This window comes from Thermosulfuriphilus ammonigenes (genome assembly GCF_011207455.1).
GTDB classification, from domain to species: domain Bacteria; phylum Desulfobacterota; class Thermodesulfobacteria; order Thermodesulfobacteriales; family ST65; genus Thermosulfuriphilus; species Thermosulfuriphilus ammonigenes.
Genome location: NZ_CP048877.1, coordinates 896447 through 921834 on the forward strand (window position 1 = coordinate 896447; position 25388 = coordinate 921834).

The window sequence follows — 25388 nt, forward strand, 5'->3', positions numbered from 1 at the left end:
TCAGGAGTAGAGAAGCCGCCGATGATGACGGAGGTCAACAAGGGTGTAAAGACCTAGGGCCACTGTCAGGCCTGATACTACCCAAGCCCCAGGCCACGCCAGATAGGCTGCCCAGAAAAGCGGCCAGATAAACCATCTCTTAAGGGTTGAGAAGTCTTTGGCCCGGGCCTCAAGGACCATGAGATCCAGGCCCTGGCTTAGAAACTCAAGGGACAGGGCCACCGGAACCATCCAGGAGGCTTCAGGTGAGAGTCTGGGAAGAAGAAGAATCAGCCCCAGGGGGAATAGAAGTGATACCAAAAGGTTGAGCAGGCGGACTGAAGAAAGATCAAGTCGCTTCCAGGCCGCCCGAAGATATTGCCCTCCAGTTAACCAAGTAAAACCAGCAATCACCAAACCATAAAACCAAGCCGTCTCCCTGGGGCCCAAAACAGACCGCACCACCAAGGCCAAGGCAAAAAATATGGCCGCCGCATACCATCTGGGCCCCAACCTTCCCCTGGTAAGACCAAAAAGGAGGGTTGCCAAAAGGGGAAGGGCCAACAGAGAAAGGATCTGACGCTCCTCAGGCAGGAGGTGAACTACCACCAGAAACCCCGCCCCCACCATCTGGACGGTGGTCTTGATCTTGGCCAGAGGAGTTACCGGTAGCCCTCCTGAGCCCGAAAGATAACGCCGGAGCTCGGTAATCAGAAGTTCACGAAGGATAATCGCTCCAGCCAAGACCAGGGGCAGATATCCCCGATAGGCCAGCGGAAGATAGACCGCCGCAATGAAGACCTTGTCCGCAATAGGGTCAAAGAGCTTGCCAAACCTCGTCGCTCCCTGACGCCGGGCCAGCCAACCATCAAGATAGTCGGTAAAACCAAGAAGCGAGGCCACTCCCAAAGCGGTAAACTGGGCCACGTGCCCCCCATAATAGAGAAGAGCACAGGGAATGGGGAGCAAAAGGATACGCAACAGGGTCAGGTGATTGGCCCGGACTTTAAACATGGAGAAAGCTTAGCCGAAAGGCAAAGGAAAATAAAGACTGTCCTAAACCTTCAGGGCTACAGGAAAAACACTTCTCTTAAGCCTTGAAATTTTCTTCCCAAAAAGAAATAAAGTTCTTTTATCTTTTGGTATCTACCAGGATTAAAGCCCTCAAGTTTTCGGCACAAACATTGCTTCTTTCTGTCAGAATCTCTCGTTCAGGAGGTCTTTCATGAAGAAGGTGGTTTTGGGGGCTCTGGTAGTATTTCTTCTCTTTGCCGGTCGCAGCTTGGCAACTACCTACACTTTTGTTGAGGAGTTTTTCGGAACCCCAGATGATCTTTACTTTGTTCCCCTCAACGAAGGGGAAGAAGTCATCCTTTTCTTCGACCTTATAGGCTTTGGGGGTTATGCCCAGATCAACTATCTCCTCGGAGGGACTCAGACCTGGCTCCCCACCCAGGAGGCTGTAGGCTTTGTTCCTGGCCATCACCTCATAGAGAGCGCCAAACTCTCCCTCAGCCTTCTTGATTTTTACTATGATGAAGAAACGGCAACCATCAAAACAGGGCTGCTAGACGGGGATGAGGTTCTCTGGCTGGAGAGTTTTGACCTTTACTATCCCGATTCACTCCTTCTTACCGCAGACTTCGATCTGCTTTCTCTGGGGTTTAAAGAATACTTAGAAGATGGCCGGTTTGAGGCCCTGGTTGTGGCCCTGGCCAATCCCTCGGGATGCTCTCCCAGTAATTTTTCTATAGCTCAGGCCTCACTCACGGTAGTAGCCCATACTCCAGAGCCGGCCAGCCTCATTCTAGTAGGGACGGGAATTCTGGGGATATCGAGGTTGGTAAGAAAGAAGAGATCCGCTTAGGCAAGGCCCAAACAACTCAAAAGTCAGAAAGGGGGCTTTAAAGCCCCCTTTCTTCTAAGTTCCCATTTCCCAGGAGGAAAGATATTTCTCCTGTTCTTCGGTTAGCTGGTCTATCTTTATCCCCATGGAGTCGAGCTTCATGCGGGCAATCTCCTGATCTATCTCCTCCGGGACAGGATAGACGGTCTTCTTGAGCCTCTTGGCCTCCTTGGTGAGAAACTCACAGCACAGGGCCTGATTGGCAAAGCTCATGTCCATAACCGCTGAGGGATGTCCCTCAGCCGCGGCCAGGTTAACTAACCGCCCCTCGGCCAGGACGTAGATCTTACGGCGATTCTTGAGGGTATATTCGGTGACATTGTCCCGGATCTCACGAACCTTAGTGGAGACTTCCTTAAGGCCCTCGAGGTCCAGCTCGACGTTAAAGTGACCGGAGTTGGCCACAATGGCCCCGTCTTTCATCTTCAGAAAATGTTCTCTCCGGATAACGTTGATATCTCCTGTGACAGTGCAGAAGAAGTCTCCGATCCGGGCAGCCTCAGCAATGGGCATAACGTCATAGCCATCCATGACGGCTTCCAAGGCCTTGAGAGGGTCAACCTCGGTGACAATGACCCGGGCCCCCATGCCCCGGGCCCTCATGGCCAGCCCCCGGCCGCACCAACCATAACCGGCAACAACAAAGATTGAGCCAGCCAGGAGCCGGTTGGTGGCCCGAATAATACCATCGATAGTGGATTGCCCGGTGCCGTAACGGTTGTCAAAGAAGTGTTTGGTCTTGGCATCGTTTACGGCAATTATGGGGTACTTCAGAACCTTCTGTTCAGCCATGGCCCGGAGACGGATGACACCGGTAGTGGTCTCCTCTGTGCCCCCAATGACATCCTTGGTCAGACGGGTGTATTCAGAATGGATGGTGGAAACGAGATCGGCTCCGTCGTCCATAGTAATGTGGGGTTTGGTCTCGATAACTGCCCGGATATGGGCATAATAGGTGTCGTGGTCCTCACCTCTGATGGCAAAGACCGGGATCTTGAGATGTTTGACCAGGCTGGCCGCCACATCATCTTGGGTAGAAAGGGGGTTTGAGGCACAAAGGGCCACTTCAGCCCCTCCCGCCTTGAGCACAGCCATAAGGTTGGCTGTCTCTGTAGTGACATGGAGGCAGGCCCCGATTCGGATTCCAGCTAAAGGCTTGTCTTTAGCAAAGCGTTTTTTGATCAGGGAAAGGACGGGCATGTCCTTGGCGGCCCACTCAATCCGCAAGCGGCCCTTTTCAGCCAGGGAAATATCTTTGATGTCATATTTCATCTCACCTCTCCTTTCACTCCCTACTAATCAAGGCCGGCCTGTTCCTTGATTTTGTCCACCAGATCTAACTTCTCCCAGGTAAATTCTGGTTCCAGACGTCCAAAGTGGCCATAACAGGCCGTCTTCTTAAATATGGGACGCCGGAGGTCAAGATAATCTATCATCCGTGCCGGTCGGAAATCGAAGTTAGTGTTGATGATCTCCAAAATTTTCTCCACCGGGATTCTTTCTGTTCCGTAAGTCTGAACATTTATAGAAAGAGGATACGGGACACCGATGGCGTAGGCCACCTGGACCTCCAGCTCCCGGGCCACCCCGGCGGCCACCAGGTTCTTGGCTACGTAGCGGGCATAGTAGGAAGGGGTGCGGTCCACCTTGGTGGGATCCTTGCCGGAGAAGGCCCCACCACCATGGTGGCCGCGGCCGCCGTAGGTATCGACAATAATTTTCCGACCGGTCATGCCGCAGTCAGCCAGAGGGCCTCCGACGACAAAACGTCCGGTGGTATTGACATAGTAGCGGGTGTCGCCATTTATGTGCTCAGGGAGGATGACCTTCTTGACCACCTCCTCAATAACCGCCTCTTTAAGCTCCTTGTAGTTAACATGGGGTTCATGCTGGGCAGCCACCACTACTGAATGGACAGAGATCGGACGGCGATCGACATACTTTACTGTCACCTGGGTCTTACCATCGGGGCGAAGGAAGGGGATAATGCCCCTTTTGCGGACCTCAGCCAGCCTCATGGCTAAACGGTGGGCATACCAGATAGGAAGAGGCATAAAGTCCGGGGTCTCATCACAGGCATAGCCGAACATGAGGCCCTGATCTCCGGCACCGATTTCGCCATTTTCTCTGTCAACCCCCATGGCAATGTCCGGGCTCTGGCGATCTATGGAGATAAGAACGGCACAGGTCTGCCAGTCAAAGCCCAGATCAGAGTGGTTATAGCCGATCTCCTTGACCACTCCCCGGGCGATGACTGGATAGTCCACTCGAGCCTCGGTGGTTATTTCTCCAGCGATGAGAATCATGCCTGTATTGACCAAGGTCTCACAGGCCACCCGAGCGTAAGGGTCACGACTGATAATGGCATCCAGGATGGCGTCGGAGATCTGATCGGCCACCTTGTCCGGGTGCCCTTCAGTGACAGATTCAGAAGTAAAAAGAAAGTCGGTCATACTCATGGAACTCCTCCCAAGACCAGATTTGGATCACGTTTAAAGATATAGAGTTGACTTTAGGCTGGCGGCATGTAATCAAGACCCCTGGTCGTTGTCAATAGATGAGTTAAAATTCTCCTGTTATTTTTGGATCAGGAGGCCCCAAAACCTGTCAGACAACCGAAAGAAAAGGATTGACATCATAGCCAACATCTCCTCTCTCCAGAATCTATCCCAGGCCCTTTACCTTAGGAGGCGTCATAGATGATCGAACTCGAAGACAGCATCACCAGTTTAAGCGGTCTTTCTGAAGAGGAGTCCATAGAGATTCCCGAAGAGCTTCCCTTAATGGCCGTTCGCGACGTAGTCATATTCCCTTCGATGATTATTCCCCTCTTTGTCGGCCGGGAGGCCTCTATTTCAGCCGTCAACGAGGCTATTGCCGAAAACAACCGCTTAATCGCCCTGGTCTCCCAGAAAGACGGCACCGAAGAAGAACCCTCTCCTGAGGATCTTTACTCGGTAGGAGTGGTGGCCATCATTATGCGCACCCTTAAACTTCCCGACGGCCGTCTGAAGATTCTCATTCAGGCCATTACCAGGGCCCAGATAAAGGAATTCATCCAGACATCCCCTCATTTTCGGGTAAAGCTGGAGCCTGTCCGGGAGGAGGAGCCCACAGAAGTCTCTGTAGAAATTGAAGCCCTGATGCGCAACGTCCGGGAGAATGCTGAAAAAATCTTTTCCCTTAAAGGAATGCTCACCCCGGAGATATCCAGCCTCCTTGAGGGGGTCGAAGAACCCGGCCGTCTGGCTGATATCGTGGTCTCTAACCTCAGACTCCGCCTCTCCGAGGCCCAGAAGATCCTGGAGACCTTTGACCCCATCGAACGTCTCCGGCTGGTTAACGAAGTGGTCACCCGAGAGCTTGAGGTCTCGGCCATGCAGGCCAAAATCCAGTCTGAGGCCAAGGAGGAGATGACCAAGACCCAGCGGGAATATTTCCTGCGAGAACAGCTCCGGGCCATAAAGAAGGAGCTAGGAGAGATCGACGAGCACGCCCAGGAGATCGAGGAGTTTCGGGAGAAGATTCTAAAGGCTCGGATGCCCAAGGAGGTGGAGGCTGAGGCCCTTAAGCAGCTCCGGCGCCTTGAATTGATGCACCCAGACTCAGCGGAGGCCTCGGTGGTCCGGACCTATCTGGAATGGCTGGTAGAGCTTCCCTGGCGCCGCTCCACCCGTGACAAACTCGACCTTAAGGCCGCCAAACGTATTCTGGACGAGGATCACTACAATCTGGAGAAGGTCAAAGAAAGGATTCTGGAGTTTTTGGCCGTCCGCAAGCTGAGTAAAACCACCAAAGGACCGATCATCTGTTTTGTCGGCCCCCCGGGGGTGGGTAAGACCAGCCTTGGCCGCTCCATCGCCCGGGCCATGGGACGCAAGTTTATTCGTATCTCTCTGGGTGGGGTGAGAGACGAGGCCGAGATTCGCGGGCATCGCCGCACCTATATTGGTGCCCTGCCGGGCCGAATCATCCAAGGCCTTAAGACCGCCGGGACGAACAATCCCGTGTTTATGATTGATGAGATAGACAAACTCTATGCCGACTTTCAGGGAGACCCCTCGGCAGCCCTTCTAGAGGTGCTCGATCCGGAGCAAAACAGTGCCTTTGTGGATCACTATCTGGGAGTTCCCTTTGATCTATCGCGGGTAATGTTTATCGCCACGGCTAATATGGTTGATACCATCCCCCCGGCTCTGCGAGACCGGATGGAGATCATCTATATTTCTGGCTACACCGCCGAAGAGAAGCTAATTATTGCCAGAAAGTATCTTCTCCCCAGACAGGCCAAAGAGCACGGTCTGTCTCCCCGAATCCTAGCCATCTCTGATGAGACCATTCTTAAGATAATAGAGGAGTATACCGAGGAGGCCGGGCTTCGGGAGCTGGAACGGCAACTGGCGGCCCTCTACCGCAAGGTGGCCCGGCGCATCGCCGAAGGTCAAAAGGGGCCCTTCCGGATAAGTCGGACCAATCTCCACAAATACCTTGGCCCTCCCCGATATATCCCTGAGCTGGAGCAAGAGGAAGATGAAGTTGGCGTGGCCACCGGCCTGGCCTGGACCCAGTACGGAGGAGAAGTCCTCTATGTTGAGGCCAGTGTCATGGTAGGCAAAGGGAACCTTATCCTAACCGGCCAGCTGGGGGAGGTAATGAAAGAAAGCGCCCAGGCCGCCCTTTCTTACACCCGCACCAGGGCCCAACGACTGGGGATAGATCCCGAATTTTACGACAAATATGATATTCATGTCCATGTGCCTGCTGGGGCCATCCCCAAAGACGGCCCCAGCGCCGGAGTGACTATGGCTATAGCCATGATTTCGGCCCTTACCGAAACCCCCGTTTCTAAAGATATCGCCATGACCGGCGAGATCACCTTAAGAGGACGGGTGCTTCCTGTCGGAGGCATAAAAGAAAAGGCCCTGGCCGCCTTACGGAAAAAGATCCATCGGGTGATCATCCCGGAGAAGAATCTAAAAGACCTGGAGGAAATCCCCCGGCAAATGAGACGGCGGATTGAGTTTATTCCTGTACGGCATGTGGATCAGATCCTAGAGCTAACTCTGCTCCCGGTCTCTAAAAAGAAGAGGCGTCGTCGATCGACCTGAACCTGGGAGAACTCCACGGTGAGCCCGGAACTTTTGGAAAGTTTGATCACCATTGTCTTTCTGATCTTTCTTTCCGGGTTCTTTACCGGTTCGGAAACAGCCCTTTTTTCCCTCTCTCGTCTGGAGGCCCTTCAGCTCAAAACACATCCGCGTAAAGGATGCCGAACCATCCCCGAACTCCTTTCCCGGCCAAAGGAGCTACTGGTCTCCCTTCTTATAGGCAACGAGGTGGCCGACATTCTCTCCTCCTCCATGGCGGCCACTGTTCTTATTGGTCAGTATGGTCAGGTGGGAAAATGGCTGGCGATGGCCTCCATGACGGTGATCCTCTTCCTCCTTGGCGACCTTCTCCCTAAGGCCTTGGCCTTCCGAACCCCCCAGGGATTCGGCTGTCTGACGGCCAGACCCCTTAAGCTTTTTATCCTCCTCACCTCACCGGTAAGGGTCATTCTGGTAGGAATATCCTCGACTGTTCTCCGCCTTTTCGGATTCCGCGAAGAGGAGCATAAAGACAGCCGCCTCCGGGAGGAGGATATCCTCCATCTAGTAGAAGAAGGGGCAGAAAAGGGGGTTTTTAAAGAACTCGAGCGTCATTTCATCTTCGGGCTTATGGAGCTTGAAGAAACTACAGTGGCCTCCATAATGACCCCTCGCACCGACATCTTTGCCCTTCCCGTCCAACCGGTAACCAAAGAATTTATTAAGAAAATTAAGGAAAGGGGATTCTCCCGGATCCCCATCTACGAAGGCCAACTTGATAATTTAAAGGGAATTCTCCATATCAAAGAGCTCATTGGCTGGCAAAGACGTCCTATAAATGACATAAGAGAGCTTCTAAGGCCGGCCCACTTTGTCCCTGAGACCATGAGGGCCCGACAGCTTCTGGCAGAGTTTCAGAATCGGCGGATAAAGATGGCCCTGGTGGTGGACGAGTACGGAGTCATCAGTGGTCTGGTCACCCTTGAGGACGTTCTCGAGGAGCTTTTTGGTGAGATCTATGACGAGTTTGATCGCCGAGAAGACCTCATTAAGGAAGTCTCCCCGGGGGTTTATATTCTCTCTCCCCGGCTCAAGGTTGCCAGTTTCAACCGCTTCGCGGGAACCCAGCTTCCGGAAGAAAAAGTGGAGACCATGGGGGGGTTCATTCTTCACCTCTTTGGGGAGCTACCTCGAGAAGGAACCTCTAAAGAGGCCTATGGCCTACGCTTTGTGGCCGAACGGGTAAAGGGCCCCAAAATTCTTTCTATCCGGGCCGAAAAACTGGCAGGGGAGCCTCAGGATGGTGGAGATCGCTCCTAAGTTCCTTGGCTCCCTGATTCTCCTGGCCCTGGAGGCCTTCTTCTCCGGGGCGGAGATGAGCCTGGTGGCTGCCGACCAGGCCCACCTAAAGAGAATCTCCCGGTCCAATCACGGGGCTCGAATTGCCCTTTACCTCCTTGATAACTCCGAACGCTTGCTGACCACCACCCTCCTGGGGCTGAATCTATCAGTCATCGGCAACAGTGTTATCACCACAGCGGTCCTTCTGGAGCTATTTCCAGAAAAGGGGGGAATCATTGCCGCCGGTCTTCTGCCCCCGCTTTTTCTGATCTTCGGACAGATAATTCCCAAAACCTACTTCTGTCAGAGAAGCAATCTCTGGGCCCCTCGCCTGGCCCCTTTTGTTCTCCTGGTCTCTTACGCCTTTTATCCGGTAGTGGTCCTGGTCTCTCACCTTATCAGGGTAGTGTTGGCCAGCTTCGGAGTAGCTCCAGGCCGACGAGCTCCCTCGGTGACCAAAGAAGAGATAGCCTTTCTCATCAAGACCGAATCCGAACTTGATGCCACCGAAAGACGCCTTATTGAACGCCTATTTTCCTTTGGCCAGAAGAAGGTTGTTCAAGTAATGATCCCCCTAGTGCAGGTAACTGCTCTACCAGAGGATACCAGCGTGGTCCGGGCGATGGAGGTCTTCAAAAGGAGTGGTTTTTCCCGTATTCCTGTCTACCGCGACAAGATCATCCAAATAACCGGGATCCTCTACGGTTTTGATCTTCTGGATGTCGATGATCTATCCCGCTCCATAGGAACCCTGGCCAGACCAGCCTACTATGTGCCGGAGTTCAAACCTGTAACTGAACTTTTAGCCGAAATGCAGAGAAGTGGACGGACCATGGCCGTGGTGGTGGACGAGTACGGCGGTGCTCTGGGAATCGTCACCGTGGAAGACCTGGTAGAAGAGGTTCTGGGAGAGTTCTGGGATGAGTTTGATCCCCGCCAAATTCCTTATATCAAGCTTTCTGAGAGACGCTATCTTGTGCGGGGGTGGATGGAGGTTGAGGCCTTAAACGAAGAGCTTTCCCTCGATATTCCCCCTGGAGAATATGAAACCTTAGCGGGCTTCTTGATAAAACTTGCCGGCCGTATCCCCCGAATAGGAGAGATCTTGCAGTACGGTAATATCCATTTTCTCATCCGTAAGGCCTCACCCACCAAGATCGAAGAAGTGGAAATCTGGATAAAAGAAGGCCCAGAAAAGGCTAAAGAAGATCCTCAAGGAGCCCGGTTTCCTTAAGCCAGCGGGTAAGATCCTCGAGGGCCCGACGGGAGTAGTGTTTACCGCGCTCCCTTTTGGGTAAGCGTCGGGCAAGCCGGGGAAAAAGCCCCCAGTTGATGTTCATAGGCTGGAAATGTCGAGGGTCGGCTGAGGTGATGTGATTAACCAGGGCCCCATGGGCTGTAGTCGGTGGTGGGGTCACCAAAGGCCGCCCCCTGGCCAGCCGAGCAGCGTTTATCCCGGCCAAAAGCCCCATGGCCGTGGACTCCACATAGCCTTCAACTCCGCTTAGCTGGCCAGCCAAAAAGAGCCCCGACCTTTTGCGAATCTCAAGGGTCGGGGAGATGATCCGCGGAGCACAAATAAAAGTATTTCGGTGGATGGAGCCGTAGCGAGCAAACTCAGCCTCCTCCAGGCCGGGAATAAGCCGGAAGACCCGCCTCTGTTCAGGCCAGGTAAGTTTGGTCTGAAAGCCCACCAGGTTATAGAGGGTCTTTTCACGATTTTCGGCCCGGAGCTGAACCACCGCAAAGGGCTCCTGGCCTGTGCGCGGATCTTTAAGGCCAACTGGCTTCATGGGACCAAAACGGAGGGTGTCTGGCCCCCTTTCGGCCATAACCTCAATGGGAAGACACCCCTCAAAATAACGGGGATCCTCAAACTCTTTTAGGGGAACCTTCTCTGCCGCCAGGAGTTCTTCCACAAAACGATAATATTCTCTCTCGGTAAGAGGACAATTAAGGTAGTCGCCCTCTCCCTTTTCGTCATACCGAGAGGCCCTAAAGATGACCGACATATTAAGACTGTCGGCATAAACAATGGGGGCAATGGCGTCGTAAAAATAAAGATATTCTTCTCCGGTTATCTCTTTAAGGGCGGCAGCCAGGCTCTCCGAGGTAAGGGGGCCAGTAGCAATAATAACTACCTCCTCCGGAGGAATCTCCCGGACCTCTTCCCGGATGATCTCAATCAAAGGATGAGCCGCGAGGCGTTCAGTAACAAAAGCGGCAAACCTATCGCGATCCACGGCCAGGGCCTTTCCTGCCGGCACCCGGGTGGCTAAAGCCGCCTCCATAATAAGGGAGCCCAACAGGCGCATCTCCTCCTTGAGAAGCCCCACCGCCGAGGTCAATTCCGCCGAACGCAGAGAGTTGGAGCAGACCAGCTCGGCTAAAAACCCGGTTTTGTGAGCCGGAGTCAGGCGGAGAGGGCGCATCTCATAAAGACGCACCGGAACCCCCCGCCTGGCCAGTTGCCAGGCGGCCTCGCTGCCAGCCAGGCCGCCGCCAACTATGACTACCTTAGTAATGGACAATATCCAGCTCGCTGAAGAAGTAGGCGATTTCCCGGGTGGCTGATTCGGGGCTGTCAGAACCGTGAACGACGTTCTTTTCTATGTCTGTGGCAAAATCCCGTCGAATGGTCCCTTCGGCCGCCTGACGATAATCGGTAGCCCCCATAATCTCTCGGCACTTGGCGATAGCCCCCTCTCCCTCCAAGACCATGGCCACAATGGGCCCCGAAGACATAAAATCTGTCAGGCTATCATAGAAGGGCTTGTCCTTGTGAACAATATAAAACCCCTTGGCCTCTTCCTTAGTCATCCTGAGCATTTTAAGGGCCACCACTTTAAGCCCGGCCTGCTCAAAACGCCGAATTACCTCCCCGATAAGCCGTTTACCCACTCCATCAGGTTTAACCAAAGACAGCGTCCGTTCAAGCATCTCTACGCCTCCCTGTAGAAGGTTTTTTTTACTCCAAAAGGCCTAAACCATACCAATTGACTCCCTTGGGGACAATGCCTAGTGTTTGATCGGAACAGGAGGACTAAAATCCTAATTTTATGGGAGGAGGTGGGAGAATGCTTGATCTTGTACCCTGGAGGCCAATGAGAGAACTAAGACGGGAGATAGATCGCCTTTTTGAGGACTTTTTGGGAGAGAGGGCCTTGGCTCCAGAGATGGAGTGGACTCCCTCGGTGGATATCTCCGAGACCAAAGATGCGGTTATCATTAAGGCCGAGCTTCCTGGCCTGGATCCGAAGGATATCGATATCTCGCTTCGGGGCGATATCTTAACCATAAAGGGAGAGAAAAAGCAGGAGGTAGAAGAAAAAGACGAGAATTTCCACCGTATCGAGCGACGCTACGGCTTCTTCTCTCGATCCATCCCCATTCCGGCGGAGGTGGATGCCGATCGTATCGAGGCTACTTATAAACGGGGAGTCTTAAGGATTGTCCTTCCCAAGAAGGAAGAGGCCAAGGCCCGGCAGATCCCCGTAAAAAGCGAATAAAAATCTTCCATACCAGGGCGGGAAAAGGGCCTTTTCCCGCCCTTCCTCATATTACCTTTCTTGACGCCATTTTTTAACTCGATTAGATTTCCTTCTCTCAGCGAGAGTGGCGGAACTGGGAGACGCTCTGGACTTAGGATCCAGTGGGGCCATTCCCCGTGGGGGTTCGAGTCCCCCCTCTCGCACCAAAACCGTTAACCAGAGGAGCTCAAATGAAGGTATCGGTTGAAGACTTATCCAGTGTCCAAAAACGCCTGGAGGTAGAACTCCCCCCAGAAACAGTAGCCAAAGAACTCAATCGAGCTTATTCCCGTCTCCGTAAAGAGGTAAAACTCAAAGGATTCCGCAAAGGACATGCTCCGAAGGAGCTTCTAAAACGCCTTTTTCGAGACCAAGTGGAAGAAGAAGTTACCGAAAGGCTTATCAGTGAAACCCTCCCCCAGGCCATCAGCCAGTCCAAGCTGGTGCCTGTAGTCCGGCCGCAGGTCTCCTCCTATGAGTCCTTAAGAGAGAATGAGTCTTTCTCTTACTCGGTGATTGTGGATGTTCGTCCAGAGTTTGATCTTCCCGACTACGAAGGCCTGGAAGTGGAGGCCATGGATACTGAAGTAAGCGAAGAGGAAGTAGAGAATCAGCTCCAGGCCCTCCAGTACACCTTTGCCAACTTCAAGGAGGCCCCCGAAGGCCACAAATTAGAGAAGGGAAACGTAGTTATTGTCTCGGTAGATATCCTAGAAGATGGAGAGCCCCTGCCGGGGATGAGTACCGATAGTCTTTATATCGATTTAGGCACTGGAGAGTTCAATCTTACGGTAGAGGAGGCCCTCTTTGGTCACCAAAAAGGGGAGACGGTAGAAGTAGAAGTGACTCATCCTGAAGATGCCTTAAACGAGGCCCTCGCGGGCAAAACGGTGGTCTATCGGGTGCAGATAAAGGAAGTCTATGTCCGGGAGCTTCCCCCTCTTGATGATTCCTTTGTAGAGAGGCTCCAGGCCGGCTTCAAAGACCTTGAAGAGCTCAAAGAGCGAATTCGTCAGCGTCTCAAAAAGGAAAAGGAACGTCGGGCCGAGGAGTATCTCAAGGAGCAGATTCTGGAACAATTACGGGCAAAGGTAGACTTTGAGGTTCCTGAAAGATTCGTCGAATACAAGATAGAACAGATGGTGGAGCAGATGGCCCAGAATCTTCAGGAACAGGGCCAGAGTTTTGAAGAGGCGGGCATCTCTGTGGAGAGGCTAAGACAACGTCTCCGCCCTCTGGCTGAACAGCAGGCCAAGGAAGAACTGATTTTGGAAAAAATTGCCGAAAAGGAAAATATAGGGGTAGATGGTCCGGAACTTGAGGCCCGGGTAGAACAGATGGTTCGGGCCTTAGGGGCCAGGGGAGAAGAGCTACGAGGAGTTTTGGCTACCTCCCTAGTCCCCAAGCTCATTGCCGAGAAGACGTTGCGTATTTTGCTGGAGAAAGCTAAGATTAAGCAAAAAGATGACACAGAAACTTCTAAAGACCAAACTCAAACTCAGGAAGGATGAAGCCAATTCCATGCTTGTACCCATCGTTATTGAGCAGACAGGCCGTGGTGAACGGGCCTTTGACATCTACTCTCGACTCCTAAAAGAGAGGATTATCTTCATAGGCTCACCTATAGACGACAACATCGCCAACCTGGTTATAGCCCAGCTCCTCTTTTTAGAGGCCGAAGATCCCGACCGAGACATTACTGTTTACATTAACTCCCCGGGAGGCTATGTCACCGCCGGGTTGGCCATTTATGACACCATGCAATATATTCGCCCGGATGTGGCTACCTTGTGCATGGGGCAAGCTGCCAGTATGGGAGCGGTCCTTCTGGCCGCCGGGGCCAAAGGCAAACGCTACGCCCTACCCCATTCTCGCATCATGCTGCACCAGCCCATGGGCGGTTTTCAGGGCCAGGCAGTGGATGTAGATATCCAGGCCAAGGAGATTCTGCGTTTAAGGGACATCCTTAACAAAATTCTGGCCAAACACACCGGCCAGGATATCGACCGGATTCAGGCCGACACCGAAAGGGATTTCTATATGTCTGCCGAGGAGGCCAAGGCCTACGGGCTAGTTGACGAAGTCATCTACCAGAGGGCAATCAAGGAGGACAAAGATGGCCAGGCGTAATTCTAAAGGCGGCGATCTCCATTGTTCGTTCTGCGGCAAGAGCCAGGACGAGGTCCGCAAACTCATTGCCGGGCCGGCGGTTTATATTTGTGACGAATGTATCGAGCTATGCAACGACATTATCGCTGAAGAATATGCTCGAGAGGAGGCTGCTCGCCGGCTTTCCACTATTCCTAAGCCGGCCGAGATAAAGGCCTTTTTGGACGAGTATGTCGTTGGCCAGGAACGGGCCAAAAAAATTCTGGCTGTGGCGGTCCACAATCACTACAAGCGAATAGACTCCCGCATCAGCCTAGACGGTGTTGAGTTACAGAAGAGCAACATTCTCCTTATCGGCCCTACAGGAAGTGGGAAGACTCTTTTGGCCCAGACTTTGGCCAAGTTTCTCAATGTCCCCTTCACCATTGCCGATGCCACCACCCTGACCGAGGCGGGATACGTAGGTGAAGACGTAGAGAACATTATTCTCAATCTTCTTCAGGCTGCTGATTATGATGTAGAGCTGGCCCAGAGGGGGATCGTCTACATCGATGAGATTGACAAGATCGCCCGCAAGGGAGACTCTCCCTCTATCACCAGAGATGTTTCCGGTGAGGGGGTTCAGCAGGCCCTACTTAAGATTATCGAAGGCACCGTGGCCAACGTGCCTCCCAAAGGAGGACGCAAGCATCCCCAGCAGGAGTTTATCAAGGTGGACACCACCAATATCCTCTTTATCTGTGGCGGGGCCTTTGTGGGGCTGGAGAATATCATCCGGCAACGACTGGGTAAAAAGGCCATCGGCTTTGGGGCTGATATCGAGGTGGCCAAGGATATGACCATCGGTGAAGTCCTCTCTCATACTCAGCCTGAGGATCTCATCAAGTTTGGTCTCATCCCTGAATTTGTTGGGCGATTGCCGGTCGTGGCCACCTTAGACGAATTGACGGAAGATCAACTGGTGCGCATCTTAAAAGAGCCACGAAATGCTCTGGTCAAGCAGTATATTAAGCTCTTTGAGATGGACGGCATCAAGCTTCGTTTCACCGATGGAGCCCTTAAGGCAATCGCCAGAGAGGCCATTAAGCGGAAGACCGGGGCCCGAGGTTTGCGGGCCATACTTGAGGAATCCATGCTGGATATCATGTACGATCTTCCCTCTAAGGATGATGTCCGCGAGTGCGTGGTTAGCGAGGAAGTCATCCTCCGGAGGGAAAAACCCATAATCCTATTTGAACCAAAGGCCAAAGAGGCCTAGGAGGCGTATGAATAGTATCGAGATCAACGAACGTCTACCACTACCCCTTCTTCCCCTAAGAGATATCGTTCTGTTTCCCCACATGGTTGTTCCCCTCTTTGTCGGGCGGGAAAAGTCCATCATGGCCATTGAACACGCCATGGCCATGCGTAAAGAGATCTTTCTGGCCGCCCAGCGGGACGCCAAGATAGATGATCCCAAAGAGAAGGATATCTACCGAGTGGGCACCATAGGGGTAGTTCTGCAAATCCTCAGATTGCCTGATGGCACGGTCAAAGCCCTCATTGAAGGGCGTCAGAGGACCAAGATTCTGCGTTTTCTGCCCAATCAGAACTTTTTTATTGTTGAGGTAGAACCCAAAGACGACGTCTACGAGGCCACAGCAGAGGCTGAAGCCCTGATCCGTCTCTGCCATCAGACCTTTGAAGAATACGTTAAACTCAACAAAAAGATTCCCCCAGAGATCGCCAATTCTATTGCCGCCATAAAAGATCCTTCTCGTTTGGCCGACACCATCGCGGCCCATCTCCCTCTTAAACTGGAGAAAAAGCAAAAACTTCTCGAGATAGAAGACGTTAATCGGCGTCTGGAGCAGATCTATGGCCTGATGCGAGGGGAGTTGGAGATCATCCAGCTAGAACAGCGAATCAAAGAGCGGGTCAAACGTCAGATGGAGAAGACCCAGCGGGATTATTATCTCAACGAGCAGATGCGGGCCATCCAGAAGGAGATGGGCGAAAAGGACGATGGACGCAGTGAGCTGGCCGAGCTGGGGCGGCGAATCAAAAAAAAGAGATTGCCCAGAGAAGTAGCGGCCAAGGTGCGCCAGGAGTACAAGAAGCTCAAGCTCATGAGCCCCATGAGTGCCGAGGCGGCAGTGGTCCGCAACTATATAGACTGGATCCTCTCTCTTCCCTGGTATGAGCGCACCCAGGACAAACTCGACATAGCCGAGGCGGAAGCCATCCTGGATGCCGACCACTTTGGGTTAGAGAAGCCCAAACAGCGCATTCTGGAACATCTGGCCGTCCAAAGCTTGGTTAAAAAGATTAAGGGGCCCATCCTCTGCCTGGTTGGTCCTCCGGGGGTGGGGAAGACCAGCCTGGCCCGGTCGGTAGCCCGGGCCATGGGACGAAACTTCGTGCGCATCTCTCTGGGTGGGGTGAGAGACGAGGCCGAGATTCGCGGCCATCGTCGTACCTATATCGGTGCCCTGCCGGGCAAGATCATCCAGGGCATGCGTCGAGCCAAGACCATAAACCCTGTCTTCTGTCTGGATGAGGTGGACAAAATCGGAGCCGATTTCCGGGGTGATCCAGCAGCGGCCCTTCTGGAGGTACTAGATCCGGAACAAAACTTTGCCTTTAATGATCATTATCTTGAGGTAGATTACGATCTCTCTCAGGTTCTGTTTATTACTACAGCCAATGCCCTGCATACTATCCCGCCTCCTCTCCTTGACCGAATGGAAATCATTGAAATTCCAGGCTATACCGAAGAGGAAAAGCTGGAGATAGCCAAACATTTCCTTCTCCCCCGGCAGCTTGAGGCCCATGGTCTTAAGCCTGAACACCTTCAGCTCTCGGATAAGGCCATTTTGGAGATCATTCGTCGTTACACCCGGGAGGCCGGGGTGAGAAATCTGGAGAGGGAGATTGCCACCATCTGCCGGAAGGTGGCCAAAGAGGTGGCCAAAGATCGCGATGGTTTTAAGTCTCAGAGGATTATTCCTTCTCAGTTACCCAAGTATCTTGGTGTGGCCAAATACCGCTATGGGCAAACCGAAGAAAAGGATGAGATTGGCGTGGCCACCGGCCTGGCCTGGACAGAAACCGGAGGCGCCCTCCTTCAGATCGAGGCCGTACTTATGCCTGGCCGGGGCAAGCTCTTGATCACCGGAAAGCTAGGTGACGTAATGCAGGAGTCTGTCCAGGCCGCTATGAGTTACGTAAGGTCTAGGGCCCTTCAGCTCGGTCTTCCGGCAGATTTCTATCAGAAGGTAGACATCCACGTTCATGTGCCCGAGGGGGCTATTCCCAAGGATGGACCAAGCGCCGGAATTACCATTGCCACGGCCCTTGTCTCAGCCTTACTTAAGGTTCCAGTCAAGCGCACAGTAGCCATGACTGGAGAGATCACCCTGAGAGGGCGGATCCTCCCTATAGGAGGGCTCAAAGAAAAGCTCCTAGCGGCCAGACGCGGAAACGTAGAAACGGTTCTTATTCCTAAAGAAAACGAAAAGGATCTTAAAGAGCTCTCCAATAAGGTGATCAAGGGGCTGGAAATCATTCTGGTGGAACACATGGACGAAGTCCTCAAGCTGGCCTTAGTACTTGAAAAACCGGAGGAGCTCTTCAAAGAAGTCCCACCGGAGGCCTTCAATCTCTTTGGCGGCCCCTCGGTGGAAGAAGGCATCCAGGCCCATTAGCCGATACCTTGACAGGTGGAGGCAGTCTTGTTAATGATTGTCTGCCTCTGGGCGGATAGCTCAGTGGGAGAGCATCGGCCTTACAAGCCGGGGGTCACAGGTTCAAGTCCTGTTCCGCCCACCACTGAGACCATAAGCGGGGCCGTAGTTCAGCCCGGTTAGAACGCCGGCCTGTCACGCCGGAGGTCGCGAGTTCGAATCTCGTCGGCCCCGCCATATTTTTAGCCCACCTTTAAGGTGGGCTTTTCTTTTCTTCTGGAGACCGGTATAAAAGGCCAACCAGACCGCAGATCCAGGGAGAACTCATGTCGTCTATCTACCTCAAAAAGACTCTGGAACTTGTCTCGGTACCCTCAGGTCTAGTATTTGTTTTTCTCCTTATTGGCTTTGTCCTTCTTCCCTTACGTAAACACCGCGGCTGGGGACAATTTGCTGTTTTCATGGCCTTGGCCATCTATTACTTTTTTGGCCTGGGTCCCGTGGTCAACCTCCTCCTGCAACCGCTTGAGAACCGTTATCGTCCCCCGGAAATTCAAGAACTTTCCAGGGCCCGGACTATTGTCGTCTTAACCAGCTATATCGCCCCGGATAAAAGGGCTCTTCTTGACCGTCTTGACTGTGAAAGCCTGGCTAGATTGATCTACGCCATAAAGCTTCACCGTCGGTTGGAGCACCTAGAAGTCATCTTTATTGGTGCCGGTCACCTGGGCCATGAGGACTCTCCCGGGGCCCAGGTGATGGCCTGGATCGCCGAAGAGCTTGGGGTTCCTCGAGTAAAAATTCGCTACATCGAGAGCCCGAGGGATACGGCCGAGACAGCCGAAGCCCTGGTTCCTGTCCTGGGCAAGAAACCTTTTATTCTCCTCACCAGCGCCGTCCACATGCCCCGCTCGGTTTATCTCTTTAAGCGCCAGGGGCTTCGCCCCATCCCCTACCCCTGCCACTACCTGGCCGGCGGCGGAGAGCTATCACCCTTTTCCTTCTTCCCCTATCCGGACAATCTGGCCCGGGCCGATCTGGCCGTTCATGAGTATCTTGGTCTGGCCTGGTACTACACCAAAGATCACATTTTCACCAAAATTCCCTACATCCGAAATTTTGTTCGAGAAAACCGGCCTATTTCAGGGCCAGCATCCTAGAGACAGCCTGCCAGGCCTTCTGCCGGATCTCTTCCGGAACCTTAATGACGTATTGGTTCTCCTTAAGGGCCAGATAAAGGTCCTTGAGCCCGATGCGTTTCATGTTGGGGCAGATCATTCCCTCCCAGGCCGGGTAAAAGCGCTTCCCCGGGGCCACCTTTGAGAGGGGATACAAAAGCCCCACTTCAGTGCCCACAATAAACTCCTCTGCGTCTGATTCCTGGGCAAAACGCAACATCCCCGAGGTAGAACGAACAGCATCAGCCAAGTCAATAACCTCCGGCCGACACTCCGGGTGGGCCATAAATAGGGCCCGGGGATACCTGGCCTTGGCCTCCAGGACTTTTTCTTTGGTTAGGGCCTCATGGACCGGACAGTAACCATGCCAGTAAGAGATGCGTTTGTCCGGATAGAAACGCTGGGTATACATGGCCAGATTCTTATCCGGGGTCATATAGACCTCTTCGGCTTCCAGGCTTCCCACCACCTTGACGGCGTTGGCCGAGGTACAACAAATATCCGTCTCCGCCTTGCATTCGGCCGTAGAGTTTACATAGGTGACAACCGGTACCCCTGGCCTCTTGGCCTTCTCGGCCCGGAGTTGATCAGCGGTAAGCATGTCAGCCATGCGACAGCCGGCATCAAGCCGAGGCAGAAGAACTGTCTTGTCCGGAGAGACGATAGAGGCCGTCTCCGCCATAAAGTGCACCCCACAGAAGACGATAACCTCGGCCTCTGTCTGAGAAGCCTTGAGGGAAAGCTCCAGGGAATCACCGGTAAGATCCGCCAGATCCTGAATCTCTGGTGGTTGGTAGTTGTGAGCGAGAATAATAGCCCGACGTTCCTCGGCCAAACGACGAATTTCTTCCTTGAGCCGCTCCTTGTCCATCTCCATAGGTTACCTCTCCTTTATTATTTCCACCCCTTGAGGGGGCTTAAAGGTAAAGAGTTCCTCTGAAAGACGAGGGTTGAGACGAATATCATCAAAGATGAGACGGGTGTAATTGCCAAAGTAGTCCCAATACCAGAGCTCTCTGATAAGGTAGGTCTTTAGATTCACCAAGACTCGCAGGCGCTCAACCTGGGGATGAGGTTTCCGGGGGACAAGCTCCAGGGTGGCCGTCTCAGGGCCTAGGCCCTCGAGGCGGAGACGAAAATCCCGGAGAATGTTTCCCCTTCCGGAGATAAAGCCCAGAGTGATATCCGAGGCCAGGGCTTTGCCTGAGGGAAAGACCATCACCTGACGGGAAGCCGGACGGAAGACATAAACATTGCGTCCGTCGGCAACAATAAGGACCTTCTCTGGAATTTTGTACTCCCAGCGCATCTTTCCCGGCTTCTCAAAGAAGACCACCCCCCGGGAGACCTTAACCCGCTGAGTACTTTTCCAAAAGGCCTCCTGGATAAAGCGGGCCTCAAGAGAGGTGGTGTCCTCATAGCGGGCCTGGAGCCTCTGGGCGATCTCCTCGGCGGTAGGAGCGGCCAGGGCCACCCCGGCCCAGAGGCTAATGATCACGACGGCCCAAAACCGGCCTAGGCTTAACCCCATCTGATGGACCAACGATACCCTCCTTTTCCATGCGTTCAATGAGTCGAGCGGCCCGATTGTAACCTATTCGGAGTCGTCTCTGAAGCATGGAGATTGAGGCTTGTCCAGTGCGGATAACAATCTCCACGGCCTCGTCGTATTTTTCATCTTCAAAAAGATCGTCTTCCTCTCCCGCTCCCTCGGGAACATCTATCTGGGCCAGGATATCTTCCTTGTATTCAGGTGGCCCTTGAGACTTGAGAAATTCCACCACCCGTTTGACTTCCTTTTCTGAGACAAAGGCCCCGTGGATCCGTTCAAGACGGGAGGTCCCGGGGGGCAAAAAGAGCATATCTCCAGACCCAAGGAGCCTCTCCGCCCCGCCGGTATCCAGGATAGTCCGGGAGTCGGTCTTGGAGGAGACCTGGAAGGAAATTCGGGCCGGAAAATTGGCCTTGATGATCCCTGTCAGGACATCCACCGACGGACGCTGGGTGGCCACCAGGAGATGGATCCCCGCGGCTCGAGCCATCTGGGCCAGACGGGTAAGGGCCTCCTCCACCTCTTTGGAGGAGACCAGCATGAGATCGGCCAGTTCATCGATGACAATAACCAAATAAGGCAACCGTTCCTCGGCCTCTTCATTATAGGATTCAAGGTTACGGGAACCTGCCTCTTCTAAAAGGCTATAGCGACGTTCCATCTCCCGGACGGCCCAGCGCAGAGCCCGGGTGGCGTTTTTAGGTTCAATAACCACCGGGTGGAGAAGATAGGGGATACCATCATAGATGGAGAGCTCGATCCGTTTGGGGTCTATCATCAGGAAACGTAGCCGCTCCGGAGTAGATTTATAGATCAGGCTGATAATCATGGCGTTGAGGCAAACACTCTTCCCTGTCCCCGTGGCCCCGGCAATAAGAAGATGGGGCATTTTAAGCAAATCGGCCACCACCGGTTGGCCAGAGACATCCTTGCCCAGGGCCACCGTCAGGGGAGATGGAGAATGACGGAAGGGCTCACTGGCAATAATCTCTTTGAGATAAACAATCTCTCGCTCTGGGTTGGCCACCTCGATGCCCACCACGGATTTACCGGGTATGGGCCCCAGCACCCGAACGCTTTCGGCCTTAAGGGCCAAGGCTAGGTCATCAGCCAAATTGGTGACCCGATTGATTTTTATCCCCGGTGCCGGCTCAAACTCATAGACGGTGATTACTGGCCCCGGGCAGACCTCGGTCACCCGACCGGAGACTCCAAAGTCAGAGAGCTTCTCTTCCAGAACTCTGGCCCGGGCTAAAAGGGCCTCTCTGGCCTCACGCCCTACCGAGGTCTTGGGATCATCAAGCAGATCTAAAGAAGGAGGCCTGAAAGGCCCGCTAAAGGTCTCGTTAAGGGGAGCAAAGTCCTCAAGGATAACCCGGGCAGGCTCCGGCTCTCTTATGGTGGGTTCAGAGGAGGCCCTCTCTGAAGAGGGCTCGGCGATCTTGGGCCCTCCTTCGCTCTGGGAAGAAGGGGGCGATTTCTGTCTGCGGCGAAGACCGGTGATAGCCCGACTAAACCCCCCAGAAAGCCCCTTTAGGAGAGCCGACGGAGTAAGTCCGCTTATCAGCAGGCTTCCCAGAAAAAAGGTGAGCAAAGAAAGAAAAATGAATCCGGTCTTGCCAACCAGGCGCACTAAGGCCCCCTGGGCCACCACCCCGATAAGGCCGCCGCCGGTAGGGTACCGAGAAAAGATGAAATACTCTGGACCGGGATTAACCAGCTCCAAAAGGAAAGACGCCGAGAGGATAAAGAGAGTAGCCCCTATCAGCCAGAGTCGATCCACCTCGGCCCAGCGAAAATAGCCCAGGCTGATCCAGACAAGCCCTAAGGGGAGAAGAAAGGCGGCCAGCCCTAAAAGAGAAAAGAGCCCTCCGGCCAGGTAGGCTCCGACCAGGCCTATAGCGTTCTTTACCGGAGCCGAACTGTAACTTCCCCAAGAGGGGTCTTCATGATGGTAGGTGAGAAGGGCCAGCAGAACAAAGACAGCCGCCGCCAGCCCCAGGACGGCCAGAAACTCCTGTTTGAGATTTTGACGATGTTGAACCTTGACCATGAATTATCTGGTATAACAACAGCCACTTCTAAGACTGTCAATAGCCATATGTTGACTGGTCCTTTAGACCCATTTAAGGTAAGTTTCTCTTTATGAAGATAGCTATTGCCGGAAAAGGCGGTGTAGGGAAATCCACCATCTCGGCCTTTATTATTGAGGCCCTTCTTGAGGCTGGCCGGCGTGTACTGGCCATAGATGCTGATCCCAGCCCCCATCTGGCCAGACTTTTAGGCTTCCCCGAGGCCGAGGCCATTGTTCCTATCGCCGAGATGACCGACCTACTTGAGGAACGCACCGGTAAAGAAGGGGCCTTTTATCTTCTAAACCCCAAGGTAGATGATCTTCCGGAGCGCTTCATGCTCCGCCGGGGCCCTTTGAGCCTCATGGTTGTCGGGGCCATTCGCAAGGGGGGCGGAGGATGTGCTTGTCCTGAGAATACGGTTCTTAGAAATCTTATTAATCTCCTGGTCTTTGGCGCCCAGGAAGACCTGGTCCTGGATATGGAGGCCGGGGTGGAACATCTTGGCCGGGGGACCTTGGCTGGAGTAGATCATCTCCTGGTAGTCGTCCAGCCCTATCAGGGAAGTCTGGAGACAGCGGCCAAGATTGCTCGCCTGGCCGAAGACCTTGGCCTGGCCCCACCGCTTTATCTCGCCAACGCTACAACCGATGAGGCCGATGTGGCCTTTATAAAAGAAGGTCTGGGAGTCGAACCCTTTGGAGTTTTTCCGTATGATCCGGCGGTAAGGCGGGCTGAGAGAGCCGGAGAGCCGATAGCCAAAAGCAGCCCGCTGCTCCTTCAGGTAGCCAAGGAGGTTGTAAAGAAACTTGCTGACGGAGCTTAAAGACGTCCAAAGCCAGCCGGACTTCCGAAGAATTGAAATCGACAAGGTTGGCATTAAGGACATCCGCTACCCGATAACTGTCCTTGACCGGGGCCAGGGCACCCAGCAGACCGTGGCCTCTATCAACATGTATGTGGATCTGCCCCACCATTTTAAGGGAACCCACATGAGCCGGTTCGTGGAGATCCTCAATGAGTACCGCCGAGAGATAAACATCAAGAACATCGACCGTATCCTCCGAGAGATGCGGGAACGTCTCTCGGCCAAGGTGGCCCATATTGAGATCGCCTTTCCCTACTTCATTGAGAAGATGGCCCCGGTGACCAAGACCCCGGGGCTGATGGAATACTTCTGCTGTATCTACGGCTCAAGCGGGGAACACTGGCGGGACCTGGTCCTTGAAGTCCACGTTCCGGTGACTACAGTCTGCCCCTGTTCTTTGGAGATCTCCTGCCAGGGGGCCCATAACCAGCGGGGAATTGTTCGGGTGAGGATCAGATTCAAGCGCTTCTTTTGGATCGAGGACCTGGTAGAAATCGTTGAAGACTGTGCCTCTTGTGAGGTCTACTCGGTGCTTAAGCGCCCCGACGAGAAGTTTGTTACCGAGAAGGCCTTCAGACGGCCCATGTTCGTCGAAGATGTAGTCCGGGCCGTCTGCGAGCGTCTGATGGAACACCCAGAAATCACCTGGTTCTCTGTAGAGGCCGAAAACTTTGAATCTATACACAATCATTCGGCCTATGCCTTCATCGAGAGACGGAAGACTCCCCCTAAATCTGAGAACGGGCCTTAACGCCGTTGACAACTGCAGCCCTGGCCCATTAAGTTTGCCGGTATGACTCTAAAAGAACGCACCCAAAAAGGAGAAATCCCCCCTATTGTCGAGGTCTGTGCCCGAGATGAGGGTATTCCAGCCGATGAGCTAAGAGAGCTCATTGCCCAGGGGCGGGCCGTTATCCCCGCTAACAACCGATTTGAACTTAAAAGTCCCCGGGCCATCGGAGCCGGTCTGAGGACCAAGATCAACGCTAATATCGGCACATCCAAAGACCGGCCAGAAATTGAACCCGAGCTTGAAAAGCTTGAGGTAGCCCTTAAAGCGGGGGCCGACGCCATTATGGATCTCTCCACCGGCGGCCCTATTAACGAGATCCGCCAAGAAATCCGTCAACGTTGCCCGGTACCTCTGGGGACAGTCCCCATCTATCAGGCTGCTGTGGAGGCCGTAGAAGAGAAGAAAAAGCCCATTGTCGAGATGACGGTGGATGAAATCTTTGCCGCCATTGAACGACACGCCCAGGATGGGGTGGACTTTATGACCGTCCATTGTGGGGTCACCCGAGCCGTACTCGAAAGGCTCTCCCACAAGGAACGGATCCTCGGGGTGGTCTCCCGGGGAGGATCCTTTTTAGTGGAATGGATGGTCTATAACCAGAAGGAAAATCCCCTATATGAGCATTTTGATGACCTTCTGGCCATTGCCAAACAGTACGAGGTCACCCTTTCGCTGGGAGACGGCATTCGCCCCGGTTGTTTGGCTGACGCCACCGATGGCCCTCAAATCCAGGAGCTAATAATCCTTGGAGAACTCACCTTAAGGGCCTGGGAGGCTGGAGTTCAGGTAATGATCGAAGGCCCTGGGCATGTCCCCCTTGATCAGGTCAAAGCCAATGTCCTCCTGGAAAAACGTCTCTGTCATGGAGCCCCCTTTTACGTCTTGGGCCCCTTGGTCCTGGATATTGCCCCCGGTTATGATCATATCGGCTGCGCCATTGGAGGAGCGGTAGCCGCCGCCGCTGGGGCTGACTTCCTCTGCTATGTCACTCCAGCCGAACACCTCCGGCTCCCCACGGTAGAGGATGTCCGCGAGGGAGTTATTGCCGCCCGAATTGCTGCCCACGCTGCCGACATCGTCAAGGGTGTTCCTGGAGCCTTTGAGAAGGACATCGCCATGGCCCGGGCCAGAGCCAGACTGGACTGGGAGGCCCAGATAGAACTCTCTCTGGATCCAGAACGGGCCAAACGTTTTCGCAAGGAGGGAGGTGTCTCCCCGGGCCGGGCTTGCACCATGTGCGGTGAATATTGTGCCATCAAGGTCTATCATCGGGCGCGCAAAAAAACCTTCTTTCCCAGGGGTTAATTC

21 protein-coding genes and 3 tRNA genes are annotated in these 25388 nt (G+C 53.6%); 16 read left to right on the top strand and 8 right to left on the bottom strand.

From position 1 onward, the window contains the following. Positions 1 to 993, bottom strand: a complete 993-nt coding sequence (locus tag G4V39_RS04340) for a CDP-alcohol phosphatidyltransferase family protein (protein WP_166031773.1) — start codon at positions 991 to 993, stop codon at positions 1 to 3. Between the two features lie 211 nt (positions 994 to 1204). On the opposite strand from G4V39_RS04340, the gene G4V39_RS04345 reads away from it, so the two are divergent. Continuing rightward, the gene (locus tag G4V39_RS04345) at positions 1205 to 1846 is read left to right on the top strand and encodes a PEP-CTERM sorting domain-containing protein (protein WP_166031774.1); all 642 of its coding nucleotides are present in this window, start codon (positions 1205 to 1207) and stop codon (positions 1844 to 1846) included. Positions 1847 to 1900: 54 nt separating this feature from the next. Here G4V39_RS04345 and ahcY read toward each other — a convergent pair whose 3' ends face one another. Further along, on the bottom strand, positions 1901 to 3157 hold the full coding sequence (gene ahcY / locus G4V39_RS04350; RefSeq protein WP_166031775.1) for an adenosylhomocysteinase: 1257 nt from the start codon (positions 3155 to 3157) through the stop codon (positions 1901 to 1903). 23 nt (positions 3158 to 3180) lie between these two features. Then, positions 3181 to 4344: a methionine adenosyltransferase gene (gene metK, locus G4V39_RS04355; RefSeq protein ID WP_166031776.1), complete on the bottom strand. Its 1164-nt coding sequence runs from the start codon at positions 4342 to 4344 to the stop codon at positions 3181 to 3183. A gap of 240 nt (positions 4345 to 4584) precedes the next feature. On the opposite strand from metK, the gene lon (G4V39_RS04360) reads away from it, so the two are divergent. From lon (G4V39_RS04360) to G4V39_RS04370, 3 genes are read left to right on the top strand one after another with little or no spacing between them, the layout of a single operon-like run. Continuing rightward, complete coding sequence (gene lon, locus G4V39_RS04360; RefSeq protein WP_166031777.1) at positions 4585 to 6993, top strand: endopeptidase La; 2409 nt, start codon at positions 4585 to 4587, stop codon at positions 6991 to 6993. An 18-nt stretch (positions 6994 to 7011) separates the two neighbouring features. After that, complete coding sequence (locus G4V39_RS04365) at positions 7012 to 8292, top strand: hemolysin family protein (protein WP_181494208.1); 1281 nt, start codon at positions 7012 to 7014, stop codon at positions 8290 to 8292. Further along, positions 8273 to 9547 carry a hemolysin family protein gene (locus tag G4V39_RS04370; RefSeq protein WP_166031779.1) on the top strand — a complete coding sequence of 425 codons (1275 nt, stop codon included), beginning with the start codon at positions 8273 to 8275 and terminating at the stop codon, positions 9545 to 9547. Before G4V39_RS04365 ends, G4V39_RS04370 begins: the two co-directional genes overlap by 20 nt. Here G4V39_RS04370 and trmFO read toward each other — a convergent pair. Together trmFO and ndk are read right to left on the bottom strand one after the other, a co-directional pair. Further along, positions 9513 to 10838, bottom strand: a complete 1326-nt coding sequence (gene trmFO / locus G4V39_RS04375; protein ID WP_166033060.1) for a methylenetetrahydrofolate--tRNA-(uracil(54)-C(5))-methyltransferase (FADH(2)-oxidizing) TrmFO — start codon at positions 10836 to 10838, stop codon at positions 9513 to 9515. The genes G4V39_RS04370 and trmFO overlap by 35 nt on opposite strands. Next, positions 10831 to 11253, bottom strand: coding sequence for a nucleoside-diphosphate kinase (ndk, locus tag G4V39_RS04380; RefSeq protein ID WP_166031780.1), 423 nt, complete (start codon positions 11251 to 11253; stop codon positions 10831 to 10833). The genes trmFO and ndk overlap by 8 nt, the downstream gene beginning before the upstream one ends. A gap of 137 nt (positions 11254 to 11390) precedes the next feature. Here ndk and G4V39_RS04385 point away from each other — a divergent pair, with 137 nt between their 5' ends. The 9 genes from G4V39_RS04385 (at position 11391) to G4V39_RS04425 (ending at position 18777) form a co-directional block, all read left to right on the top strand. Continuing rightward, a complete protein-coding gene (locus G4V39_RS04385; protein WP_166031781.1) occupies positions 11391 to 11822 on the top strand; it encodes an Hsp20/alpha crystallin family protein in 432 nt (143 codons plus the stop codon). Positions 11823 to 11922: 100 nt separating this feature from the next. Continuing rightward, a tRNA-Leu gene (locus G4V39_RS04390) sits at positions 11923 to 12010 on the top strand. A 24-nt stretch (positions 12011 to 12034) separates the two neighbouring features. Continuing rightward, positions 12035 to 13354 (top strand): trigger factor, encoded by a 1320-nt coding sequence (gene tig, locus G4V39_RS04395; RefSeq protein WP_166031782.1) that lies wholly within the window; start codon positions 12035 to 12037, stop codon positions 13352 to 13354. Beyond that, positions 13308 to 13973 carry an ATP-dependent Clp endopeptidase proteolytic subunit ClpP gene (clpP, locus tag G4V39_RS04400; protein ID WP_374058455.1) on the top strand — a complete coding sequence of 222 codons (666 nt, stop codon included), beginning with the start codon at positions 13308 to 13310 and terminating at the stop codon, positions 13971 to 13973. Before tig ends, clpP begins: the two co-directional genes overlap by 47 nt. Beyond that, positions 13960 to 15210 carry an ATP-dependent Clp protease ATP-binding subunit ClpX gene (gene clpX, locus G4V39_RS04405; RefSeq protein ID WP_166031783.1) on the top strand — a complete coding sequence of 417 codons (1251 nt, stop codon included), beginning with the start codon at positions 13960 to 13962 and terminating at the stop codon, positions 15208 to 15210. The genes clpP and clpX overlap by 14 nt, the downstream gene beginning before the upstream one ends. A 7-nt stretch (positions 15211 to 15217) precedes the next feature. Then, the gene (gene lon / locus G4V39_RS04410; RefSeq protein ID WP_166031784.1) at positions 15218 to 17638 is read left to right on the top strand and encodes an endopeptidase La; all 2421 of its coding nucleotides are present in this window, start codon (positions 15218 to 15220) and stop codon (positions 17636 to 17638) included. A gap of 49 nt (positions 17639 to 17687) precedes the next feature. After that, positions 17688 to 17762: transfer RNA gene (locus G4V39_RS04415), tRNA-Val, on the top strand. A gap of 14 nt (positions 17763 to 17776) precedes the next feature. Then, positions 17777 to 17854: transfer RNA gene (locus tag G4V39_RS04420), tRNA-Asp, on the top strand. A gap of 89 nt (positions 17855 to 17943) precedes the next feature. Continuing rightward, entirely contained in the window at positions 17944 to 18777 is an 834-nt protein-coding gene (locus G4V39_RS04425) for a YdcF family protein (protein WP_166031785.1), read from the top strand. On the opposite strand, the gene nadA is transcribed toward G4V39_RS04425, so the two are convergent. Genes nadA through G4V39_RS04440 form a run of 3 tightly spaced genes read right to left on the bottom strand, consistent with a single transcriptional unit; the run spans position 18755 to position 22400 of the window. After that, positions 18755 to 19666: a quinolinate synthase NadA gene (nadA, locus tag G4V39_RS04430; protein WP_166033062.1), complete on the bottom strand. Its 912-nt coding sequence runs from the start codon at positions 19664 to 19666 to the stop codon at positions 18755 to 18757. The genes G4V39_RS04425 and nadA overlap by 23 nt on opposite strands. 9 nt (positions 19667 to 19675) lie before the next feature. Next, the gene (gene lolA, locus G4V39_RS04435; protein ID WP_210412178.1) at positions 19676 to 20338 is read right to left on the bottom strand and encodes an outer membrane lipoprotein periplasmic chaperone LolA; all 663 of its coding nucleotides are present in this window, start codon (positions 20336 to 20338) and stop codon (positions 19676 to 19678) included. Then, a complete protein-coding gene (locus G4V39_RS04440; RefSeq protein ID WP_166031787.1) occupies positions 20283 to 22400 on the bottom strand; it encodes a DNA translocase FtsK in 2118 nt (705 codons plus the stop codon). Before G4V39_RS04440 ends, lolA begins: the two co-directional genes overlap by 56 nt. A 92-nt stretch (positions 22401 to 22492) precedes the next feature. On the opposite strand from G4V39_RS04440, the gene G4V39_RS04445 reads away from it, so the two are divergent. The 3 genes from G4V39_RS04445 to thiC are packed head-to-tail and all read left to right on the top strand — an operon-like array spanning position 22493 to position 25385. Continuing rightward, complete coding sequence (locus G4V39_RS04445; protein ID WP_166031788.1) at positions 22493 to 23245, top strand: ATP-binding protein; 753 nt, start codon at positions 22493 to 22495, stop codon at positions 23243 to 23245. After that, on the top strand, positions 23232 to 24038 hold the full coding sequence (folE2, locus tag G4V39_RS04450; protein WP_166033063.1) for a GTP cyclohydrolase FolE2: 807 nt from the start codon (positions 23232 to 23234) through the stop codon (positions 24036 to 24038). Before G4V39_RS04445 ends, folE2 begins: the two co-directional genes overlap by 14 nt. A gap of 42 nt (positions 24039 to 24080) precedes the next feature. Then, positions 24081 to 25385 (top strand): phosphomethylpyrimidine synthase ThiC, encoded by a 1305-nt coding sequence (thiC, locus tag G4V39_RS04455; protein WP_166031789.1) that lies wholly within the window; start codon positions 24081 to 24083, stop codon positions 25383 to 25385. Positions 25386 to 25388 lie beyond the last annotated feature (3 nt).